This window comes from Cupriavidus sp. C3SS-1 (assembly GCF_057073755.1).
Genome location: NZ_CP172699.1, coordinates 684760 through 702170, shown reverse-complemented (window position 1 = coordinate 702170; position 17411 = coordinate 684760). Strand labels below are relative to the sequence as shown.

The following is a 17411-nucleotide window of genomic DNA, read 5'->3' as shown; positions in this document are numbered from 1 at the left end:
AAATATATCACTCCGTGATATATTACGACGACCATTCCAACGCGCCCCCCGTCCCGAATGCCTTCCGCCCCCGCCGTCGCTGCACTGGCACAAAACGCCCGTGCCTGGCTCCGCACTTTTGTTCCCCTGCCGGTATCGGCCAATCGCATCGAGCGCATCAAGAGTTGCTTCGGTGCCTTGCTGGGCCTGTTCCTGACCGAGTGGATCAGCCACCAGACACTGGGCGGCTTCAACCCCTGGTTTGTCGCGCCGATGGGCGCTTCTGCGGTGCTGCTGTTCGCAGTGCCTTCGAGTCCGCTTGCGCAGCCGTGGTCGATCATCGGCGGCAATCTGTTTGCCGCGCTGGTCGGCGTGGCCTGCGCGCGCTGGATTCCCGACCAGGGCCTGGCTGCGGCCACCGCAGTGGCCGTCGCCATCGCCGTCATGTTCCAGTTCCGCTGCGTGCACCCGCCCAGCGGCGCGGTGGCGATCACCGCCGTCTTTGGCGGCCCCGCGGTCAGTGCGCTGGGCTTCGGCTTCGTGGTCGTGCCGGTGCTGTTCAATTCCATGCTGCTGTTGCTGATGGCGCTGGCCTTCAACAACCTGTCGCGGCGGCGCTATCCGCACCGCCCGCCCGAGCCGCCGGTGCAGCACCTGACCAGCGACGTGCCGCCCGGACAGCGCGTGGGCTTTACGCGCGCCGACCTGCACGACGCCCTTCAGGCACGCGGCGAATTCCTCGACATTGAAGAAGACGACCTGGAAGCGATCCTGGTGGCAGCGCAATTGCGCGCCTACCGCCGCCGCTTCGGCAACGTGCTGATCTCGGACATCATGTCGCGCGACGTGGTGACGGTGCGCCCCGAGCAAGCGGCTACCGAGGCATCGCAACTGCTTTCGCGGCACCGCATCAAGGCGCTCCCGGTGGTCGACGATCATCGCAAGCTCCTGGGCATCATTACCCAGAGCGACTTCTTCGCGGCGCAGCGCGACACCGGTGCCCGCCGCCTGGCCGGCACCGTGCGCGACCTGATGACCCGCGCCGTGGTCACCGCGCGCGCGGACCAGCCCATGGTCGAGCTGGCGCAGGCCTTCAGCGACGGCGGCCTGCACCACGCGCCGGTCATCGACGATCACCACCACCTGGTCGGCATGGTGACGCAGTCGGACCTGGTTGCCGCGCTGCTCAAGGACGGCGTGATGAGCGCTACGGCCTGACCTGTCGCGCTTTCCTGAACCGCAAACGGGCGCTAAGGCGCCCGTTTGCGTTAGGAGGCCGTGCTGGCGCATGTCCTACAGCTGTGGCACTGTGGGCTGTACCCCGGCCATCTCCGTGCGAGTGCCTGCCCCCGCACCTGAAATGCCCCGCTCGCCGCCGTCGGGACTGACGTAAGCTATATTTACGCCGTTTCCGTCACTCCGGCGGAGTTGGAGAAGTCATGAATTCCGGCCAACTGATTGAAAAGATCGCCGCCGTGTTCGCGCTGGTCGTGCTGATCGGCGGCTCGTTGCTGGTGCTGGCACCGTTCACCACGGCACTGCTGTGGGGTGCAATCCTGGCATTCAGCTCGTGGTACCCCTATACCGTGCTGTCGCGCTGGCTGGGCAACCGGCGCAGTCTGGCGGCGCTGATCTGCGTGGTGCTTGCCGCAGTGATCGTGCTTGGCCCGTTTGTCTACGCGGGCGCGAGCTTTTCCGCACATATCGATGAACTGACCGGCCTGGTGGACCGCTACACGGACCAGGGCATCCCGCAGCTTCCCGACTGGCTCAGCAGCCTGCCTTATGTGGGTGGCTACCTGCACACGACCTGGGAGTCGGTGATCCATGCCGACTCTGACATGGTCGCCAACCTGCGCAAGCTGATCGCGCCGGTGGGCCATGTGCTGCTTGGTGCCGGCCTGTCGATCGGCGCAGGGCTGGGCCAGCTGGCGCTGTCGATCATCCTGGCTTTCTTCTTCTACACCGGCGGCGAATACGCAGTCGCCTGGCTGCGCGCCGGCATGCGCCGCATTGCCGGCGAACGTGCCGACCACCTGCTCGAACTGGCCGGCAGCACGGTCAAGGGCGTGGTCTACGGCGTGCTGGGCACGGCGTTTATCCAGGCGGTGCTGCAAGGCATCGGCCTGTGGATCGCGGGAGTGCCGGCGGCTGCCATCCTCGGCTTCGTGACTTTCTTCCTGTCGGTGATCCCGGTGGGGCCGCCGCTGATCTGGCTGCCGGCCGCGCTGTGGCTCTACCACGCCGGCGACACGGGCTGGGCCATCTTCCTGGTGGTGTGGGGCGTGGGCGTGGTCAGCATGGCCGACAACGTCGTCAAGCCGCTGCTGATCAGCAAGGGCACGGGCATGCCGCTCATCTGGATCATGATGGGCGTGCTGGGCGGCGCGCTGGCGTTCGGCTTCCTCGGCGTCTTCATCGGCCCGACCTTGCTCGCCGTGGCCTACGCGCTGCTGCGCGACTGGACCGTCGGTTCGCAGATCGAAGCCGTGCGGCGCGCGGAAGCCGCTGGGCCAGCGCCGGCGGAGAGCCCGCCGCCAGCCCTGGTCGACAACCCCGACGCACCGGCGGTCGCGCCGGGCAAGCGTCCCGGCTGAGTGCGACGCATGGCACACGGCGACACCGGCACCCCGCTGGACGCAAGCACGCTGCACGGACTGGTCGCCTGCGAGTACTGCGACGCGGTGTACCAGCGCGCTCCGCTGGCGCGGGGCGAACGCGCGCTATGCCTGCGCTGCGGCGGCCAGCTGTACCGCGAAAGCGCGCGCACCTACCGGCACCTGCTGCCGCTGGTCATCACCGCGCTGATCCTGTTCCTGATCTCCAACGCTTTTCCGATTGTCGAGATGGACCTGAAAGGCGTGCGCACGCAGACCACGCTGCTGGGCGCCGTGCAGGCGCTCTATGCCGACCATATGTCGCTGGTGGCGGCGCTGGTGTTCGCCACCACCATCCTGTTCCCGCTTTCGGAAATGCTGATGATGGTCTACCTGCTGGTGCCCATGACGGGCCACCGCATGCCCGCGGGCTTTGACCGCATCGTGCGCGGCATCCGGCAGACCCGGCCGTGGGGCATGATCGAAGTGTTCATGATTGGCGTGCTGGTCACGCTGGTGAAGCTGTCGAGCATGGCGCAGGTGCTGCCCGGCATCGCGCTGTGGTCGTTCGGCGCGCTGGTGGTGGTGCTGGCGGCCATGCTGTCGTTCGATCCGCGCGACCTGTGGCATTACCTGGAATCGCCGCAAGCGGCCGAGGACACGGACGCGGACGGAGCCGTCCGATGAGCGATACTCAGCCACCGCGCCGCAAGTTGCCGCGCCTGACCGGCGCGCGCGAGCATCTCCAACGCTCGCGCCAGTTCGCCAGCAGCGTGGTGCAGGAGATCACCGACGACGACGAGCGCACGCCGCTGCCGCAGGTGCCCACGGCCGCGCGACTGGGCCTGGTGTCGTGCCACGCCTGCGACCTGGTCAGCCCGCGCGCGCTCGAAGGCCAGCCCTGCCCGCGCTGCGGCGCCACGCTGCACCACCGCAAGCCCGACAGCCTGGCCCGCACGTGGGCGTTCCTGCTGTCGGCCTACATGCTCTATATTCCCGCCAACCTGCTGCCGGTGATGGTGACCCAGTCCATCCTGGGCACGCAGCAGGACACCATCCTGTCCGGCGTGATCTACCTGTGGCTGTCGGGCTCGCACCTGCTCGCGGGGATCGTGCTGATCGCCAGCATCATCGTGCCGCTGCTGAAGATGGCGATCCTGACGCTGCTGCTGGTGTCCGTGCACATGCGCTCGACCTGGCGCCTGCGGCAGCGGACCAGGCTGTATGGACTGGTCGAGGTGATCGGCCGATGGTCCATGCTGGACATATTCGTGGTGGCGTTGCTGGCCTCGCTGGTGCGGGCCGGGGCGCTGGCCACCATCATCCCCGGCGGCGGCGCGCTGGCCTTTGCCTCGGTCGTGGTGCTCACCATGCTCGCGTCGCTGAGCTTCGACCCCCGCCTGCTGTGGGACTCGCTGGAACAACAAGATGCCTGACACTGACAACCTTCCGCCCGCGCCGCCGGGGCTGCCGCAACCCGAACGCCGCCGCCGGGCGCGCTGGCTGCCTTCGCTGGTCTGGCTGATCCCCATCATCGCCGCCGTGGTCGGCATTTCGCTGCTGGTCCACACGCTTTCCTCGCGTGGGCCCGAGATCACCGTGAGCTTCCGCTCGGCCGAAGGCCTGACGCCGGGCAAGACGGCCGTGCGCTACAAGGACGTGGATATCGGCCTGGTCAAGTCGGTGCGGCTCGCGCACGACCGCTCGCACGTGCTGGCCGTGATCGACCTGACCAAGGATGCGGAAAACTTCGCCGTGGCCGACACGCGCTTCTGGGTGGTGCGGCCACGCTTTGCCGCGAGCGGCGTATCGGGCCTGGAAACGCTGCTGTCCGGTGCATACATCGGCGTGGACGCGGGCAAGTCCACCGAGACCACGCGCGATTTCAAGGGACTCGAAGCGCCGCCCGTGGTGACATCGGACTCGTCCGGCAAGCAGTTCGTGCTGCGCGCCTCGGACCTGGGCTCGCTCGATATCGGCTCGCCGGTCTATTACCGGCGAGTGCAGGTGGGCCAGGTGGTGGCTTTCCAGCTCGATCCGAACGGGCGCGACATCACCCTGCGCGTATTCGTCAACAAGCCCTATGACAAGCTGGTGAACGCCGATACGCGCTTCTGGCACGCCAGCGGGGTCGACCTCAAGCTGGATGCGTCGGGCCTGAAGCTGTCCACGCAATCTCTGGTGACCGTGCTGCTCGGCGGCGTCGCCTTCCAGGCGCCCGAGGGCACCAGCGCGACGGACGGGGCTGCGGAGAACACGCAGTTCCTGCTGGCAAGCGACCAGACCGAAGCCATGAAGGAGCCCGAGGAGCTGGCGCCTACGCTGGCGGTGCTCAACTTTGACCAGTCTGTGCGCGGCCTCTCGCCGGGTGCACCGGTGGACTTCCGCGGTGTCATCGTGGGCCAGGTGCGTTCCATCGGCATCGAGTTCCAGCGCGACAAGAAAGCGTTCCGCATGCCGGTGGTGGTGGAACTGTATCCGTCGCGCATGGGCTTCCGCGAACGCGACGTGCAGGATCCGACCCGCCGCCACGAGATCATCGCGGGCCTGCTCAAGCGCGGCATGCGCGCGCAGTTGCGCACCGGCAACCTGCTGACCGGGCAGCTCTACGTGGCGCTGGATTTCTTCCCGAAGGCACCGCCGGCCAACGTCGACCTGAACGCGCCGATTCCTGAATTCGCCACCACGCCGGGTACGTTCGACCAGTTGCAGGCGCAGGTCGGCGATATCGTCAACCGGATCGACAAGGTGCCGTTCGACCAGATCGGACAGGACTTGCGCCAATCGGTGGTGGCGCTAAATGCCACGCTGGCGAGCGCCGACGCGCTGGTGAAGCAACTCAACGGCGATGTCGCGCCGCAGGTGCTGGCCGCGTTGCAGGACGCGCGCAAGACGCTGTCGACCGCCAACGGCACGCTGTCCTCCGACGCGCCGCTGCAGCAGGATGCGCGCCGCATGGTGCAGGAACTGACCCGCACCGCGACGTCGCTGCGCATACTGACCGACTATCTCGAACGGCATCCTGAAGCGCTGCTGCGCGGCAAGACGGAGAAAGAATGATCAATCGTACCGATGCCACGCGCGCATGTGCCGTGGCCGCCCTGCTCGTCGCCACGCTGGTGGCGGGCTGCGCCTCGCCGGAACCGCGCTATTACACGCTTGCGCAAGGGCCCGCCGCCGCTGCAAGCGCTGCAATGCCGGCTGTGACCAACATCGAACCGCTCTGGATCGAAGTCGCCCCGGTGCGCGTGCCCGAACGCCTGAACCGGCCGCAGCTCGTGGTGCGCGACACCCGCAATGGCAATGAGGTCGGACTCAAGCTGCTGGACCTGTCGCGATGGTCATCGCCGCTGCCCGACGAGATGCGCGACGCGCTGTCGCAACGGCTGCAGGCGAGTTTGGGGGCGGTGGATACCTACCAGCAAGGGCTGTCTGATGTGACGCCGGTCTACCGGATCACCACCGATGTGGTGCGGCTCGATGCCGATATCGGCCAGCGCGCCGGGGCGACGATCAACTGGACCGTGCGGCGGTTGCCGGATGGGAAGGTGGTGAGCGGGCGGACGGAATCGGACCTGGCTGCGCCCGGAGAGGTCGAAGGCGTGGTGGCGGCTTATCGGGAGATCCTGGGGGCGGCGGCGGGGGATATTGCGCGCGGGGTGATGGGGTTGAGGCGGTGAGAGGCAAACAAAAGGGGCCGGTCCGGATACCACTGGCACCGGATCTATGGTTCCCACGTCCACGGGTTAAGCAGATCGACGCCTGACGCGATGAAATCAGAAACATTGCGTGTTGCGACGGTCATTCCGTGCACAAGGGCCGTCGCGGCAATAAGGCAATCTCTGAGCAGCTTCGGGTCAGGAACATGCGGTCTAGCGCCTCGTTGCGCCACGGCGGTATCGACCGGCAAAATGCGCCCCGCAAAGGCGGGCAGGACGTGGTTAGGACTGGCTGCTCATTGGCTCCGGGAAAGTTGCTCCCCTGGCCACGCAAGAAGCCTGCCTGCCGGATTCAGTCTTCCGCGTCCCACTGGGTCGCGCCAATCTCCCGCCGCTGCGCCCTTCGACGCTCAGCCTCCGCCATCGCCTGCAGGCATTGCGCCGGACCGCCGCGCACAAGCCTGGCCGGGCAGGCCAGCATCAGATTTTTCGGCAATCCGAAGTCCTCGACCAGATACCCCCGCTCATCCCGCGCACGTCCGAGTTCATCGACCGAGGAAGTCACGCGTTCGCGCAGCGATCCATCCTCCCCGTAGTAGCCCCACACCGGCTTGTTCAGCGCCACGGCGAAACCGACCTCGAAGGCCGTGCCGGAGTCCGGTTCCCCGGGGCCACGAAAATCCCCCAGGTTGGCCATCACCATATCGGCGTGCCGGATCAGCGCGATATTGGCGTCATAGATCCAGCGCGCCGTGTCCGGCCCGGACATCCCCACAGGCGCCGCCTTGTCGAGCGGATACAGACCTTCAAACCCGTACTCCGCGCAGAGCGCCTTGAGCTGTTGGCCCCACTCGACAGCATCCACACGGAACACATCGAAACCGGCCAGATAGAGGGTCTTCATCGCATGGGCGCATACGCGCAACGTTGGTGGCAAGGTTGCCAGCATAGCTCAGCAGGTTCCCCCGCGGACGGCAAGGCTGGCAGCCCTGCGCTACCATTGCCAGTTCCGTTTTCCCGCGATTACCCTCCCCTCCCATGTCCGCATTCCACATCCTCCAGGTCGGCCCGCTCGCGCCGCGAACCAACCTCACCCTGCAGGAGCGCTTCAGCGCCGCTGCGCTGTGGCAGCAGGCCGATCCGCTTGCCTGGGCGCGCGAGCATGGCGGTGCGGTACGTGTCGTGGTGACCTCGGCCCGGCACGGTTGCACTGCCGCGCTGATCGACGCGCTGCCCCGCCTTGAGGCCATCGTCAGCTTCGGCGTTGGCTACGACTCGATCGCGCTCGACGCCGCCCGCGCCCGTGGCATCCAGGTCAGCAACACGCCTGACGTGCTCAACGACTGCGTGGCCGACCTGGCTTTCGGCCTGCTCATCGATGCGGCGCGCGGCATTGCCCATGGCGACCGCTTCGTGCGCGCGCAGCGCTGGCCGCAGGGCGGCTTTCCGCTGACCACGCGGGTATCCGGCAAGAAGCTCGGCATCCTGGGCCTGGGCCGCATCGGCGAGATCGTCGCGCGCCGCGCGGGCGGCTTCGACATGGAGATCGCCTATCACAACCGCCGCCAGCGCGAAGGCGCACCGTGGCGCTTCGAACCGGACCTGAAAGCGCTCGCCGCATGGTCCGATTTCCTTGTGGTCGCCTGCGTGGGCGGCCCGGAAACCGAGGGCCTGGTCTCGCGCGAGATCATCGAGGCGCTGGGGCCCAAGGGAATCCTCGTCAATGTCTCGCGCGGCAGCGTGATCGACGAAGACGCCATGGTGGCGGCGTTGGCCGACGGCAGGCTCGGCGGCGCGGGCCTCGATGTGTTCCGCGACGAACCCAATGTCCCGCAGGCGCTGCTGGCACTGGACAACGTCGTGCTCGCCCCGCACATGGCCAGCGGCACGCATGAAACCCGCGCCGCCATGACCGCGCTGACGCTGGAAAACCTGGAAGCGTTCCTGGCCACCGGCAAGGTGCTCAATCCCATCCTGTAAAACCTGCCAACCCGCGCCCTATACTGGAAAACGCCGGCCACCAGGCCGGCGTCAGGAGGCAATATGGGACGAAAGTATGTCGATTGCCGCGAGTACCCGAGCGACATCGGCTGCACGGTTGCACTCAGCGCCGACAGCGAAGATGAACTGCTCGAAGCCGCGGTCCAGCATGCCGTGGCGGTGCACCAGCATCAGGACACTCCTGAGCTGCGCACGCAGCTGAAATCCATGTTCAAGGACGGCTCACCACCGGCCTGAACCCTGTTGGCGCGCCCGGCCCGGCGCGCCTTCTACCGTCCTGCCTGTGCGGCATTCGCCGCGCATGATGTTCCCCTTGTGCCGAGATCAATACCCATGCGCGTAACCCTGGGGCAAGATTGACGTCTCGCTATATACAGACGTATATTGCGCCTGACAGTACACAGAAGCCATCCGCGCGTCCCAGCGCTCCCAGGAACCTTCCGATGCACACTTCCCGCTCCGTCCGCACGCCGGGCACGGCGTGGCGCCGCCGCGCCGTTCATTTCGCCAGCGCCACGCTGGCCGCCCTGGCGCTGGCCGCGCCGCCGGCATTCGGCGCCGATCTGGTGGTATCGGCGGCGGCGAGCCTGACCAATGCCTTCAAGACCCTGGCCGAATCTTTCGAGAAGGCTCACCCTGACACCAAGGTCGTGCTCAACTTTGGCGCGTCCGACGTGCTGATGCAGCAGATCATCAAGGGCGCGCCGGCCGACGTGTTTGCCTCCGCCGACCAGCAAGCGATGAACAAGGCCGAGGCCGAGAAAGTCGTGGTCCACGCCACGCGCCGCGACTTCGCCGCCAACCAGGTCGTGCTGATCGTGCCGAACGACAGCAAGCTTCAGATCCACGCGCTGCAGGACCTGAACAAACCCGAAGTGAAGCGCATCGCCTTCGGCAACCCGGCCTCGGTGCCGGTCGGCCGCTACACCAAGGGCGCGCTGGAAGCCGCGGGCCTGTGGGACGCCGTCTCTGCCAAGGGCGTGCTCGCGCAGAACGTGCGCCAGAGCCTGGACTATGTCGCGCGTGGCGAGGTCGAAGCGGGCTTTGTCTTCGCCACCGACGCGGCGCTCATGCCCGACAAGGTCAAGGTAGCCGTGCGCGTGCCCAGCCGCACGCCGGTGACCTACCCCATCGCCGTGACCAGCCTGACGAAGCAGAACACGCAGGCCACCGCCTTCGTGAACTACGTGCTGTCGGCCGAAGGCCAGGCGATCCTGGCGCGCTATGGCTTCCAGAAACCCTGATCGGGATCGATGCCTGCCATGGATGCTGTCTGGGTGCCGCTGCTGCTGTCGCTGAAGGTTGCGGGCTGGGCCACCGCGCTCAATGCCGTGCTCGGCGTGGCCGCCGCCTATGCGCTGGCGCGCTGGCGCTCCCCCGCGCGCGACGTGGTTGACGCGGTACTGACCCTGCCGCTGGTACTGCCGCCGACGGTGCTCGGCTACTACCTGCTGGTGCTGGTGGGCCGGCGCGGCGTGTTTGGGGAATGGCTTGGCAAGCTCGGCATCGAACTGGTATTCACCTGGCAGGGCGCGGTGCTGGCGTCGACCATCGTCGCCTTTCCGCTGGTGCTGAAATCGGCGCGCGCGGCGTTTGAAGGCGTCGACCACCAGCTCGAAAACGCCGCACGCGTGCTCGGCGTGCCGGAAGCGGCCATCTTCTTCCGCGTGACGCTGCCACTTGCCGCGCGCGGCATCATTGCCGGCGTGCTGCTGGCGTTTGCGCGTGCGCTGGGCGAGTTCGGCGCCACGCTGATGGTCGCCGGCAACCTGCCGGGCCGCACGCAGACGCTCTCGGTCGCGATCTACGAAGCGGTACAGGCCGGGGATGACAACACCGCCAACCTGCTGGTGCTGGTTACCTCGGTCACCTGCATCCTGATCCTGGTCGTGGCGGGACGGCTGGTGCCGGCCGCGGCGCGCAATCCGGCCGAAATCTATGAACGCGGACGCGTGCGGCGCGCGCGTTCGGCACAGTGAGGCTGCCATGGGCATGCAAGTCAGTATCCGCAAGCGCATGGTGTCGGCCGACCGGCATTTCGCGCTCGACATCGCCTTCGATTCGGCCAGCCGCCGCATCGCGCTGTTCGGCCCGTCCGGCGCCGGAAAGAGCCTGACACTGCGCGCCATTGCCGGACTGCTGATGCCGGATTCCGGCCGCATCGTCCTGAATGACCGCACGCTGTTCGACGCCGAGGCCGGCATCAACGTGCGCCCGCAAGAGCGCCGCGTCGCCTACCTGTTCCAGGAATATGCGCTGTTCCCGCACCTGACCGTGGGGCAGAACATCGCGTTCGGCCTGTCGAAGAGCTGGCGCAATCCGCGCCGCGGCGCCACGCATCCGGAGAGCGATCGCTGGATCGAGGCCTTCGGCCTGCGCGAGATCGTCGGCAACTATCCCGCCGAGATCTCCGGCGGGCAGAAGCAGCGCGTGGCACTGGCGCGCGCGCTGGTGGCCAAGCCCGATATCGTGCTGCTCGACGAACCGTTCTCGGCACTCGACCCCGCGCTGCGCCAGCGCATGCGCCAGGAACTGCGCGCCTTGCAGGCCAGCCTCGACGTGCCGATGGTGGTCATCTCGCACGACCCGGCCGACGTTGAAGCGCTCGGCGAACACGTGCTGGAGATCCGCGAAGGCCGCATCTACGGCAGCGGCACTGCGCGCCAGCATCCGCCCGTCTACGCCCCGCTGCGCGCCGGCGTGGTCTGAGCCGCGCGCAGCAGATCGACATAGGCGCCCTCCAGCAGGGCGCCTGCTCCCACTCCCAACTGGTCCAGCAAGCCGTGCGCCTCCGCTACGCCAGCGGCGACGCTCTCGTCATCGGCCAGCACCACCTCCAGCTCCAGGAAATCGCCGAGTCCTTCCACGCGGTCCAGGTGGACACGCGTGCGGCCCACCAGGTACAGCGTGCGCATCTTGCGCACGCGCCCCGCTTCGCCGTGTGCGGCAGCCAGTGCCGCACGCAGCGTATCGGGCGATGCCGTGGGCGACAGGATGTAGAAGCTTTCCTTGGGGCCGGGCTGGTCCGGGCGCGCATAGAAGATCAGCTCGCCGCGATCGGCACTGAACGCCCTGAGCTTGAGCCGGCCGTTGGGGCACGGGAAGAAGGTGTCGTCCTGCTCAATCTGCTCCGGGCCGCTGCTTGCCAGCGCCGCAACACGCGATTCGATGGCGCCGATGCTTTCCAGACGCGCCTTGATTTCGACATTCCTTGCCATGGGTACCTCTGCCTTGATGTGCGTGTTCAGCCCAGCAGCAGCTTCGCTGCGATGACCCACATGGTGACGCCGATCACCGCGTCCAGCACCTGCCAGGCGCGCGGCTGCGCAAATACCGGCCGCAGCAGCGCGGCGCCATAGCCCAGCGCGAAGAAGAACAGGAACGAGGCCGACATCGCGCCTGCGGCGAACTGCGTCTCGCGGCCATGGAACTGCGTGGAGACCGATCCGATCAGCATCACCGTGTCGAGGTACACATGCGGATTGAGCCAGGTGAACGCCAGGCAGACGCCGAGCGTCCCCAGCAGCGGCCGGGGCTCGGCATGGCTCGGATCGAGCACCGCCGACGAGCGCAGCGCGGCCAGGAAGCTGCGCGCGCCATACCAGATGAGGAACGCTGCGCCGCCATAGCGCATGGCCGCCGCAAGCCACGGAAGCTGGCGGATCATGACCGCAAAGCCCGACACGCCCGCCAGGATCAACAGCGCATCGGACAATGCGCAGACCAGGCAGACCCAGAACACATGCTCGCGGCGCAGTCCCTGCCGCAGCACGAAGGCATTCTGGGAACCGATCGCAAGGATCAGCGACAAGCTAAGGGAAAAACCGGCCAGCGTGGCGTCCATGTACGGGGATGTCGGGGCTTGCGTCGAAGCCCGACATTATGGACGACGCGCCGCGCGCAGCGCACGCGTGCCTGTCTATCCAACCACGCCAAGGATCACGGCCGATGCCTTGAAGATCGCCAGTGCGCGAACGCCTTCGGCCAGGCCCAGCGCCTGCACGCTTTCATTGGTGACGATGGCCGCCACGCTGCCGCCGCCATCGAGATCCAGCACGATCTCCGCATTGACGGCGCCGGGCACGACCCGCGACACCACGCCCGGAAGCTGGTTGCGCGCGGACAGGCGCAGGCCCGGTTCCGCCAGGCCGACGATCACCGACGATGCCTTGATCAGCGCAAACGCCTCGACGCCTGGTTTCAGATCAAGCGTCTCGACGCTTTCATGCGTGATGGTCGACACGATGGTCTGGCCGCCCGGCAAGGCCAGCACCACCTCGTCGTTGACTGCGCCGCCACGGACGCTGTCGACCTTGCCAAAGAGCTTGTTGCGCGCACTGGTACGGATCATGAAACGCCTCATTACATTAAGGTCTTCGGCCGCGCTGTCGCCCAGGCGGCCCAGGTGGGCGACGAAGCGCCGGTGTTCTTCCTCAAGCGCCCGATAAGTGCGGATCAGCTGCTCGGCGCGTTCGGTGAGGCGCGTGCCGCCGCCGCCCTTGCCGCCCGCGGCGCGCACGACAAGCGGTTCGCCGGCGCTATTGTTCATGGCGTCGATGGCGTCCCACGCAGCCTTGTAGCTGATGCCCACGGCACGGGCCGCTGCCGTGATCGAGCCGTGCTCGCCGATGGCGGCCAGCAGCGCGATGCGGTCCTTGCCGCCCCAGTCGTGTGAGCCGGAGCGGAACCAGATGGCTCCCTGGAGTTCAAGCATGGCGGAGTTGCGCCACCGTGCAAAGGCGGCGCGTCAGAGTCGGAATGCGGCTATGGTAATCGCTTTGCAGCGTCAGCCGGCGCATCGTGTTCCTGATGCACGGGGATGTACCAGTGCATGCGCCCGCCGGCAAAGACGTGCCGGTCCAACTGCCGCAGCAGGCTCCACGCCGTGAACCGGTCGACCGCGAGATCGACCCAGGCCCACGGGCGCTCGGGATCGCCCTCGCGGATGATCTCCACGGAGTTGACCGCCACATGCTGCGCGAGCAGGTCGCGCAGCATCGCTTCGGTGACCTTGCGGCGCAGGCCGCGAATCAGTATCTGCATGGCACAGGCATCGCCTTGATGCTCGGTGACGTGCCGCGCTACGCGCTGTGGCCACCGCCGCTGCGCTTGCCGCGTGCCGGTTTGCTTGCCTGTGGACGCGCGGCCCGCGAGCGTTCGCTGCCAGTCTTGGCCGCCGGAGCCACCGGCAACACGGCAGGCTGCGCCCCGCCGTGCGCGTGGTCGGTGCCGAGCACGTCGGCCACCTCGCGGTAGTGCACCAGGCGCTCGCCCTCCAGCGGCGCGCTGACGGTCAGCACACGATGCGCGGCCATCATCAGCCTGCGGCGCTCTTCCTGTTCCGGCACCATCCGCGGCAGCGCATGCAGCGCGCGCTGGCGGTCAAGCTGCACGATGAAGGTCTGCTGCCGCACGAGCGACTTGAACTCGGCCAGTGTCAGGCCGCCACGCCCCTCGGGCTGCTCGCGCGCTATCTCGCGCAGCAGGTTGAACGGGCGTTCCTCGATCGCCGCATGGGCGTCAGCCACATAGGCCAGGACGCGCACGAAGGCTTCGCGCATGCCGCCCTGCGCGATGGCCGCCTCGGCATCGCGCAGGCGCAGCTGCGCCAGCTCCTTGCGCAGTTGCACCGTCACAGGCGACTCCAGATTGACCGGCGCCTGCGCCGTCAAGCCCACCAGCGCCGCCATCATCGGCGACTGGTACATCGCTTCGAATACCTGCTCGTACCAGGCATCGCGCATATCGCGGTACTGGTCCAGCGCAGCGGTGATCTGCGCCGACACCGCACGCTCCATCGTCAGCAACGGATTGTCCTGCGCGACGGGATGGCGGTGCTCGCGCACCATCGGCGCCAGCGCGCCGATCCACGCCATCCACGGATTGGCGTCGGTGGTCACCGAGCGCTCCAGCCGCGACGGATGGAGCGCGCGCGCGGCCTCCGCGGTGAATTCGTTCGATGTCGCGCGCACCATCGGCGACGCGAAGGCGTCATAGAGGTGCTGGTTGACTTCGGAGATGCGGCGCACCACCTCGAACGCACGCTCGTCCTCGCGGCCATCGTCGAGCGCGAGGATGTCGGCGATCTTGCGGCGCTCGAAGCGCACCAGGTAGCGCCCTTCGATCAGGTTGCGGTGCGGCGTGCCGGGCGCGATGTCCTCGATCTTGGCCTCGTACAGTCCCGGCGGCAGCACGTCGATCAGGTCCAGCGCGCAGAACAGTTCGCTATGCTCGCGGTTGGCCACGCCCGCCGACACGAAGATGCCCAGGTGCCCCACGGTCGGATGCAGGCAGTAGACGATGACCTGGTCATTGGCGACCAGCTCTTCGTCCGTCGCGTACAAGTCCGGAATCCAGTTCAGTGCCTGTTGCGGCGGCGTGATGTTGTCCCCCCACGACGCGAACACGATCACCGGCGAGCGGATATTGCGCAGGTCCACCACGGTCTTGCCATCGGCGCTGCGCACCTGCCCGGCGGTCAGGCGGTTGCCGACGAACAGGTTCTGCACGATCCAGTCGATCTCTTCCCGGTTCATCAGGAAGTGGCCGCCCCACCAGCGCTCGAATTCCAGGAAGCGCGGACCTTCGGTATCGGCCTTGGCGTAGACGTTGTAGAGCTTGCTCCAGAGCGTGTTGGAAGGATTGAGCTGCTCGAAATTCTGCACGAGCCAGGCGCCGTCGAAGCGGCCATTGCCCATGTCCGCCGTCAGCGAGGCCAGCCACGACCCGCCCAGCAGGCCGCCGCTGTAGCGCATCGGGTTGGTCCCCCGCACGCCGGACCAGTACGCCAGCGGCGCCCCCGCCACCAGCAGCGGGCCGACCGCATCCGGCGCCACGGCCGCGAGGATCATCAGCGCCCAGCCAGCCTGGCAATTGCCGATGATGAAGGGCTTGCCCGGTGTATCGGGATGGCGTTCGTTGATGATCTGGAGGAAGCCCGCTTCGGCGCGGGCGACGGCCTCGATGGTCTGGCCCGGGCACGGATCGCGGAAGAACGTGATGAAGTAGCACGGATGCCCGGTGCGCAGCGCGATGCCGATTTCGCTGTCGGCCTTGAAGCCGCCGATGCCGGGGCCGTGTCCGGCGCGCGGGTCGATCACGACGAAGGGGCGCTTGGTCGGGTCGGTCGGCATGCTGGCCGGCGGGATGATGCGCAGCAGCGCGTAGTTGACCGGCTGGGGCAGCGTGCGCGCGTCGGCGAGCATCTCATGCTCGAACACGAGCACCGGCGGCATGCCTTCGCGTTCGTGCTCGCAAGACTCATTGCCGCGCTGGCGCAGGATGTCCATGAGCAGGACCGAGCGCTGCCAGGCATCCACGCCGTATTCGAGCGCGGCCCAGGGCCACGCGGCGAATGGAGCGAAGGCGCCGAACTGCGCCAATGCGCCGGTGGTTTCAGGCTGGCCGGGCTTGTCGTTGGACAGGCTGACGGATTCGCTAGCTGACATTCCACTTCCCTCTGTTGGCATCGGGTCAGGCGCGTCATTGTGTGCCGAAGCCGCCCCTTGAACGAAGCGGAAGTGACGCGTTGTGCTTTGCAGCAAAAACAAGCGTACCAGTGGGCTGTTCCAATGGCAACCGCGCCATGTGGGCGAGCGCCTGGCATCTGCGGCGCACGCAAAGCGCAGTTTTCGCGTCATTGGGACGCGTGAATCGTGGTCTATACTGGGCCCGATGCGCCTTGCGCAGCGCAACATGTTGCGCCGAACGAGCCAAGCCAAACGGAACTGCTATGTCTCGCCACACAGTCATGCATCGGCCCGGCTCGCGGTCGGGGCCGTGCGCAACGGCGATGCCGAGCTACCGATGAAGGGCAGCCTGCACACCGCCGACGAGGCTTGCGCATGCGCGCCGCAGCGCCGAGGCTGCCGTCAGCGTCTGAGCCGCCCCCGAACCCTTTGCGGAGTGCATCGAGCGTGAGTACCCATCATCCTGTCATCCTCGTCGTCAATGCCGGCTCGTCGAGCGTCAAGGTATCGGTCTATACCGTGCCCGAAGCCGCGCACGAAAATGCCGATATCAACCCTGTGCCGAGCGCGCACGGACAGATCGAGGGCATCGGCGTCGCGCCGCGTTTGCACGCCAGCATGGCCGATGGCCATGTCGTCGCCGACGAGTCCTTTCCGGTGTCGCAGGTTGCCGATCATGATGCTGCGTTTCGCCTGGTGCGGTTGGTGTTGAGCATCGGCCTGCGCGATAACCCGCCGGTGGCCGTCGGCCATCGCGTGGTGCACGGCGGCAGCGACTTCTCGCAGGCGGTGTGCATTGACGATGATGTGATTGCGCGGCTTGAAGCGTTGATCCCGCTGGCGCCGCTGCACCAGCCGCACAACCTCACCGCCATCCGCGCCGTGCGCAAGGCCGCGCCGGACCTGCTGCAGGTAGCGTGCTTCGACACGGCCTTCCATGCCGGCCATGACATGCTTGCGCAGGTGATGGCGCTGCCTTACTCCTACTACGAACGGGGCATCCGGCGTTATGGTTTTCACGGCTTGTCCTATGAATACATCGCACGGCGCCTGACCCAGGTGGCGCCGGACCTGGCCGAGGCACGCGTGATCGTTGCGCACCTCGGCAATGGCGCGAGCCTGTGCGCCATGCGTCGCGGGCGCAGTGTGGACAGCACGATGGGACTGACCGCGCTGGATGGCATGCCGATGGGCACGCGCTGCGGCTCGATCGATCCGGGTGTGGTGCTGTGGCTTGCGCAGCAGGGCATGACCGCCGATGCGATCCAGTCGATGCTGTATGGGGAATCGGGGCTCAAAGGGTTGTCTGGCGTCAGCAGCGACATGCGCGTCCTGCTGACCAGCGACGAGCCGCGCGCGCGGATGGCGGTGGACTTTTACGCGCTGCGCGCCGCGCAGGAAATCGGCAAGCTCGCGGTTACGCTGGGAGGGATGGATGCGCTGGTGTTCACGGCTGGGATTGGCGCCAATTCTCCTGCGGTGCGGGCGCGCATCTGCGCGCATCTGGAAACGCTGTTCGGCGTAAGTCTAGATTCGACGGCCAATGAGGAGAACGGGCAGCGGATCAGCAGCAATGGCAGCCGGGTGCCGGTATTGGTGCTGCCGACCGATGAAGAAGGAATTGTCGCGTTGAGTACGGCGAGGATGATGAGGAAGTGTCAGCGGTGACTCGGCTGCGCTGCGCGCGGCTCAGTAGCAACCTATGA

The 17411-nt window shown here is 67.1% G+C and carries 18 protein-coding genes and 1 pseudogene; 12 read left to right on the top strand and 7 right to left on the bottom strand.

Annotated features, from left to right (window positions below):
• The first annotated feature begins 57 nt into the window (after positions 1 to 57).
• The 6 genes from ACIGJC_RS03345 (at position 58) to ACIGJC_RS03320 (ending at position 6256) form a co-directional block, all read left to right on the top strand.
• Positions 58 to 1197, top strand: coding sequence for an HPP family protein (locus ACIGJC_RS03345; RefSeq protein ID WP_483710611.1), 1140 nt, complete (start codon positions 58 to 60; stop codon positions 1195 to 1197).
• 221 nt (positions 1198 to 1418) lie between these two features.
• Positions 1419 to 2576, top strand: coding sequence for an AI-2E family transporter (locus ACIGJC_RS03340; RefSeq protein ID WP_483710610.1), 1158 nt, complete (start codon positions 1419 to 1421; stop codon positions 2574 to 2576).
• Between the two features lie 9 nt (positions 2577 to 2585).
• Positions 2586 to 3263 (top strand): paraquat-inducible protein A, encoded by a 678-nt coding sequence (locus tag ACIGJC_RS03335; RefSeq protein ID WP_483710609.1) that lies wholly within the window; start codon positions 2586 to 2588, stop codon positions 3261 to 3263.
• A complete protein-coding gene (locus ACIGJC_RS03330) occupies positions 3260 to 4012 on the top strand; it encodes a paraquat-inducible protein A (RefSeq protein ID WP_483710608.1) in 753 nt (250 codons plus the stop codon). The genes ACIGJC_RS03335 and ACIGJC_RS03330 overlap by 4 nt, the downstream gene beginning before the upstream one ends.
• The gene (locus ACIGJC_RS03325; RefSeq protein ID WP_483710607.1) at positions 4005 to 5636 is read left to right on the top strand and encodes a PqiB family protein; all 1632 of its coding nucleotides are present in this window, start codon (positions 4005 to 4007) and stop codon (positions 5634 to 5636) included. The genes ACIGJC_RS03330 and ACIGJC_RS03325 overlap by 8 nt, the downstream gene beginning before the upstream one ends.
• Positions 5633 to 6256 carry a PqiC family protein gene (locus tag ACIGJC_RS03320; RefSeq protein ID WP_483710606.1) on the top strand — a complete coding sequence of 208 codons (624 nt, stop codon included), beginning with the start codon at positions 5633 to 5635 and terminating at the stop codon, positions 6254 to 6256. Before ACIGJC_RS03325 ends, ACIGJC_RS03320 begins: the two co-directional genes overlap by 4 nt.
• A 44-nt stretch (positions 6257 to 6300) precedes the next feature.
• On the opposite strand, the pseudogene ACIGJC_RS03315 reads toward ACIGJC_RS03320, so the two are convergent.
• Positions 6301 to 6513: pseudogene (locus tag ACIGJC_RS03315) on the bottom strand (PIN domain-containing protein); the annotation flags it as partial.
• Between the two features lie 74 nt (positions 6514 to 6587).
• Positions 6588 to 7139, bottom strand: coding sequence for a nucleoside 2-deoxyribosyltransferase (locus ACIGJC_RS03310; RefSeq protein WP_483710605.1), 552 nt, complete (start codon positions 7137 to 7139; stop codon positions 6588 to 6590).
• Positions 7140 to 7273: 134 nt separating this feature from the next.
• Here ACIGJC_RS03310 and ACIGJC_RS03305 point away from each other — a divergent pair, with 134 nt between their 5' ends.
• The 5 genes from ACIGJC_RS03305 to ACIGJC_RS03285 all read left to right on the top strand — a co-directional run bounded on the left by ACIGJC_RS03305 (position 7274) and on the right by ACIGJC_RS03285 (position 10945).
• A complete protein-coding gene (locus ACIGJC_RS03305) occupies positions 7274 to 8215 on the top strand; it encodes a 2-hydroxyacid dehydrogenase (RefSeq protein ID WP_483710604.1) in 942 nt (313 codons plus the stop codon).
• A gap of 63 nt (positions 8216 to 8278) precedes the next feature.
• Complete coding sequence (locus ACIGJC_RS03300) at positions 8279 to 8473, top strand: DUF1059 domain-containing protein (RefSeq protein WP_483710603.1); 195 nt, start codon at positions 8279 to 8281, stop codon at positions 8471 to 8473.
• 206 nt (positions 8474 to 8679) lie between these two features.
• Complete coding sequence (gene modA, locus ACIGJC_RS03295; RefSeq protein WP_483710602.1) at positions 8680 to 9480, top strand: molybdate ABC transporter substrate-binding protein; 801 nt, start codon at positions 8680 to 8682, stop codon at positions 9478 to 9480.
• Between the two features lie 18 nt (positions 9481 to 9498).
• Positions 9499 to 10215, top strand: a complete 717-nt coding sequence (modB, locus tag ACIGJC_RS03290; RefSeq protein WP_483710601.1) for a molybdate ABC transporter permease subunit — start codon at positions 9499 to 9501, stop codon at positions 10213 to 10215.
• 7 nt (positions 10216 to 10222) lie between these two features.
• A complete protein-coding gene (locus tag ACIGJC_RS03285; protein WP_483710600.1) occupies positions 10223 to 10945 on the top strand; it encodes an ATP-binding cassette domain-containing protein in 723 nt (240 codons plus the stop codon).
• On the opposite strand, the gene ACIGJC_RS03280 is transcribed toward ACIGJC_RS03285, so the two are convergent.
• The 5 genes from ACIGJC_RS03280 to ACIGJC_RS03260 form a co-directional block, all read right to left on the bottom strand.
• Positions 10915 to 11454, bottom strand: coding sequence for a class IV adenylate cyclase (locus ACIGJC_RS03280; protein ID WP_483710599.1), 540 nt, complete (start codon positions 11452 to 11454; stop codon positions 10915 to 10917). The genes ACIGJC_RS03285 and ACIGJC_RS03280 overlap by 31 nt on opposite strands.
• 26 nt (positions 11455 to 11480) lie before the next feature.
• Positions 11481 to 12080 (bottom strand): LysE/ArgO family amino acid transporter, encoded by a 600-nt coding sequence (locus tag ACIGJC_RS03275; RefSeq protein WP_483710598.1) that lies wholly within the window; start codon positions 12078 to 12080, stop codon positions 11481 to 11483.
• Between the two features lie 75 nt (positions 12081 to 12155).
• Positions 12156 to 12950, bottom strand: a complete 795-nt coding sequence (locus tag ACIGJC_RS03270; RefSeq protein WP_483710597.1) for a TOBE domain-containing protein — start codon at positions 12948 to 12950, stop codon at positions 12156 to 12158.
• Positions 12951 to 13000: 50 nt separating this feature from the next.
• The gene (locus tag ACIGJC_RS03265) at positions 13001 to 13279 is read right to left on the bottom strand and encodes an RNA recognition motif domain-containing protein (RefSeq protein ID WP_483710596.1); all 279 of its coding nucleotides are present in this window, start codon (positions 13277 to 13279) and stop codon (positions 13001 to 13003) included.
• Positions 13280 to 13317: 38 nt separating this feature from the next.
• Entirely contained in the window at positions 13318 to 15684 is a 2367-nt protein-coding gene (locus ACIGJC_RS03260; RefSeq protein ID WP_483710595.1) for a DUF3141 domain-containing protein, read from the bottom strand.
• A 468-nt stretch (positions 15685 to 16152) separates the two neighbouring features.
• On the opposite strand from ACIGJC_RS03260, the gene ACIGJC_RS03255 reads away from it, so the two are divergent.
• Entirely contained in the window at positions 16153 to 17373 is a 1221-nt protein-coding gene (locus tag ACIGJC_RS03255; RefSeq protein WP_483710594.1) for an acetate/propionate family kinase, read from the top strand.
• Positions 17374 to 17411 lie beyond the last annotated feature (38 nt).

Excerpts from the sequence above, each read along its gene's own strand:
- ACIGJC_RS03345 (WP_483710611.1), top strand. The coding sequence starts at position 58 with ATGCCTTCCGCCCCCGCCGTCGCTGCACTGGCACAAAACGCCCGTGCC.
- ACIGJC_RS03340 (WP_483710610.1), top strand. The coding sequence starts at position 1,419 with ATGAATTCCGGCCAACTGATTGAAAAGATCGCCGCCGTGTTCGCGCTG.
- ACIGJC_RS03335 (WP_483710609.1), top strand. The coding sequence starts at position 2,586 with ATGGCACACGGCGACACCGGCACCCCGCTGGACGCAAGCACGCTGCAC.
- ACIGJC_RS03330 (WP_483710608.1), top strand. The coding sequence starts at position 3,260 with ATGAGCGATACTCAGCCACCGCGCCGCAAGTTGCCGCGCCTGACCGGC.
- ACIGJC_RS03325 (WP_483710607.1), top strand. The coding sequence starts at position 4,005 with ATGCCTGACACTGACAACCTTCCGCCCGCGCCGCCGGGGCTGCCGCAA.
- ACIGJC_RS03320 (WP_483710606.1), top strand. The coding sequence starts at position 5,633 with ATGATCAATCGTACCGATGCCACGCGCGCATGTGCCGTGGCCGCCCTG.
- ACIGJC_RS03310 (WP_483710605.1), bottom strand. The coding sequence starts at position 7,139 with ATGAAGACCCTCTATCTGGCCGGTTTCGATGTGTTCCGTGTGGATGCT.
- ACIGJC_RS03305 (WP_483710604.1), top strand. The coding sequence starts at position 7,274 with ATGTCCGCATTCCACATCCTCCAGGTCGGCCCGCTCGCGCCGCGAACC.
- ACIGJC_RS03300 (WP_483710603.1), top strand. The coding sequence starts at position 8,279 with ATGGGACGAAAGTATGTCGATTGCCGCGAGTACCCGAGCGACATCGGC.
- modA (WP_483710602.1), top strand. The coding sequence starts at position 8,680 with ATGCACACTTCCCGCTCCGTCCGCACGCCGGGCACGGCGTGGCGCCGC.
- modB (WP_483710601.1), top strand. The coding sequence starts at position 9,499 with ATGGATGCTGTCTGGGTGCCGCTGCTGCTGTCGCTGAAGGTTGCGGGC.
- ACIGJC_RS03285 (WP_483710600.1), top strand. The coding sequence starts at position 10,223 with ATGGGCATGCAAGTCAGTATCCGCAAGCGCATGGTGTCGGCCGACCGG.
- ACIGJC_RS03280 (WP_483710599.1), bottom strand. The coding sequence starts at position 11,454 with ATGGCAAGGAATGTCGAAATCAAGGCGCGTCTGGAAAGCATCGGCGCC.
- ACIGJC_RS03275 (WP_483710598.1), bottom strand. The coding sequence starts at position 12,080 with ATGGACGCCACGCTGGCCGGTTTTTCCCTTAGCTTGTCGCTGATCCTT.
- ACIGJC_RS03270 (WP_483710597.1), bottom strand. The coding sequence starts at position 12,950 with ATGCTTGAACTCCAGGGAGCCATCTGGTTCCGCTCCGGCTCACACGAC.
- ACIGJC_RS03265 (WP_483710596.1), bottom strand. The coding sequence starts at position 13,279 with ATGCAGATACTGATTCGCGGCCTGCGCCGCAAGGTCACCGAAGCGATG.
- ACIGJC_RS03260 (WP_483710595.1), bottom strand. The coding sequence starts at position 15,684 with ATGTCAGCTAGCGAATCCGTCAGCCTGTCCAACGACAAGCCCGGCCAG.